The sequence below is a fragment of the Vibrio sp. V42_P2S4T144 genome (assembly GCF_009904715.1).
GTDB classification, from domain to species: Bacteria; Pseudomonadota; Gammaproteobacteria; order Enterobacterales; family Vibrionaceae; genus Vibrio; species Vibrio alginolyticus.
The window spans coordinates 1-3,028 of sequence record NZ_WXWS01000154.1 but is presented as its reverse complement, the minus strand read 5'-3'; the positions used below and the strand labels follow the sequence as shown (position 1 = coordinate 3,028).

At 40.2% G+C, this 3,028-nt stretch carries 3 protein-coding genes; all 3 read left to right on the top strand.

The window, feature by feature from the left end; translation table 11 throughout:
- The first annotated feature begins 431 nt into the window (after positions 1 to 431).
- A complete protein-coding gene (locus CAG68_RS05000; protein WP_005380678.1) occupies positions 432 to 1,208 on the top strand; it encodes an MBL fold metallo-hydrolase in 777 nt (258 codons plus the stop codon).
- 24 nt (positions 1,209 to 1,232) lie between these two features.
- Positions 1,233 to 1,634, top strand: coding sequence for an ester cyclase (locus tag CAG68_RS04995; protein ID WP_005380679.1), 402 nt, complete (start codon positions 1,233 to 1,235; stop codon positions 1,632 to 1,634).
- Positions 1,635 to 1,698: 64 nt separating this feature from the next.
- Positions 1,699 to 2,670, top strand: coding sequence for a GlxA family transcriptional regulator (locus tag CAG68_RS04990; protein WP_005380680.1), 972 nt, complete (start codon positions 1,699 to 1,701; stop codon positions 2,668 to 2,670).
- The last annotated feature ends 358 nt before the right edge of the window (positions 2,671 to 3,028 follow it).

Below are 3,028 nucleotides of genomic sequence, written 5' to 3'. Positions count from 1 at the left end.
GATTAATTAAAAAAAATATACCTTTATTTTAAATTAATTTTTATATCATCTATTCAAGCGCATTTTATCACAAAGGTTTCATCTTGATTCCGACGTTTTGCAGTTGGGAACATTAAGCAATAAATCAATACTGCCAAACGGCCTTTTTTGAGAGAGACTTGCTTGCGGCTGCCAAACTCGCCTTTGTCCAACGGCTTGCTGACGGGGTAGATTATCGTAACGCAAAACTGCCCCAAACAGTGTTAAGTCAGTTAATGATCATTAAAGCTGTTTCTATTAGTTTCCCTCAATTTATCTAATAACAACCAATACCAAGGACAAGTTTTGTCCCAATAGTATCCTTATGTGTCCTTTAAGCCACTTTTGAGCGTCTATCCTATTGCATAAAATGACTCCATTACAGCAAAGCACAGCAATACTGGAGCACAATTATGAAAATCACACAAATTCGCAATGCAACACAAATCATCGATTATGCAGGTAAAACATTTCTTATTGACCCAATGTTAGCGCCAAAGGGCACTTACCCTGGATTTGAAGGAACAGCAAATTCACACTTACGCAATCCAACAGTTGAATTGCCTTTGCCTATTGAAAGCATCATCAATGTGGACGCAGTTTTGCTAACTCATACTCACCCAGACCACTGGGATGAAACAGCAGTAAATGTGATACCTAAAGATAAATTGATTTTTGTACAACACGAAGGTGATGAAGCTATTCTTCTATCACAAGGTTTTACCAACGTTAAAATTTTCTCTGAAAAGACTGAATATCACGGTATTTCATTTACACGTACAGTCTGCCAGCATGGCCCAGAAGCTGCTTTCCAGCATGAACAAATGGCAGAAATTTTGGGTGAAGTGACGGGCGTTATCTTCTCTCATGCCGATGAAGAAAAATTGTACGTGGTTGGTGATACGATTTGGATCCCAAGTGTAGAAGAAACCATGAAAAAAGAACAACCTGGTGTCGTTATTCTCAATACTGGCTGGGCGCATGTACTGGGCTTTGGACCTATTATCATGGGTAAAGAAGATGTACTAAAAACACACCAAGTACTTCCTAAAGCAAAAATCGTTGCGACTCATATGGGCGCAGTTAACCATGTATTGGTAACGACTCAAGAAATGCGCGAATACGCAGTTGCAAATATGATTAGCGATTTTGTGTTTGTTCCAGAAGATGGTGAAACAGTAACACTTTAGTTTGATGTTAGGAGTATGCTGGTAATGACATCTGAGACAAATATTGAGCTAGTGAAGTCTTTCTACAGGGCTATAGAGGGCGATGATTATGATGCAGTAGCTTCAATGTGCCATGAGCAATTCACTTTCTACTCACAAGTAGATACACCATTAGATATCAACGGTTTCCTTACTCAGGAAAAGGGAAATATGGACGGTTTTCCTGGCTTTGTTTTCCGTATACATGACATCTTCGCTCATGATGATAAAGTAGCTTGTTATATGATATTTGAAGGCGTTCATTCGGCACCTATGCATAATTTGAAGCCAACAGGGAAGAAGGTTCGATTTTCATTGATGATGCAGCTAAAGATTAAAGACGGCAAAATCATCGAAAAACGAGCGCACTTCAATGAGGTTGATATTATGAAGCAACTACAGAGTTAGAGTTGATAACGGCACAGAGTGATTCATTGACATTGCTCTGTGCATTTTACTTTGGAAACGAACTATGTATCTCAATGAAAACCATAAAATTCCTTCCGTTGCTGTTGTTGTTTTCAATCGCTTTAGCCCGTTTCATATTTCTGTCCCTAGCATTGTGTTTGGAAGAGATACCCTTAATGAAGCTTTTTTCGAGCTTAAATTTGTCGCTGGAGAGGAAGGACCGATTTTATCTGATATCGGTATGGAAATTCATACCGAGGCGCAGCTTGATTTCCTAGAGTATTGCGACATCATCGTTGTACCTTATTGGAGAACAATTGACGAGCGCCCTAATGAAAAGTTGCTCAATGCTCTCTGTCGTGCTCATGCCCGAGGCGCATTGGTTGTCGGTTTATGTCTTGGTGGTTATGTTCTCGCTTATGCTGGCTTATTAGCGGGGAAACGAGCTGCGACACATTGGGAATTAGAACAGGATTTTAGTCAACGCTTTCCAGAAGTTTCGCTCGATACGAATGCCTTATATGTTGAAGATAGCGGGGTGATAACCTCAGCAGGTACTGCCGCAGGTATCGATTGCTGTCTGTATGTTTTCCGAAAATACTACAGCAGTACGATTGCGAACCGAGTAGCAAGAAGAATGGTTGTGCCTCCATACAGAGATGGTGGGCAAGCTCAGTTTATCGATCAACCTATACCTGTGACGACATCTGATTCACGTATCAATGCATTAATGGACAATATCAGGCGTGATATCAATCAAAAATATTCACTGGATGATCTAGCAGATTCAGTGATGATGTCCCGCCGAACTTTTACGAGAAAATTTAATAGAGCTACAGGTATGTCATTTGGAGAATGGCTGACGGCTGAGCGACTAAACTTGGCTCAGGATCTACTTGAATCTACAGATTTGTCTATTGAACAGATTGTTGCAAAAACAGGGTTTAGCTCAGTTCTCATTTTCAGAGATAAATTTAAAGAGCGTTATGAGGTAACCCCTAACCGATGGAGGAAAACGTTCCACCAACAGCCTTAGACAAATATTCAGCGTTCCAACTAAGGTTTGCCATACATTTCCTCATGTCAATTCCGATTATTAGGGAGGTTAGCGTAGCTCATTAATGTCCAAAAGTCTCTTATGCGGGTTCTTGGTTGTAAGATGCAAAGGAGGAGTGCTTGTTTGTATCGCAGAGCGCTGGTTAGCAACAAAATGTCGAGGATTGCATTGATCGACCTGATGGGGTAGTTGAGAATTTTGGGGAGGATTTTCTCAGGTTTTGGTTAGAGAAAGGGCTTTTTGTTGAGAAAACCATGAACTCATTGGTATTACTGGCCTCTCTCATGATTCATAAAAACAAAAATTAATTATTGCACATTTTAAATCATCCCAACCG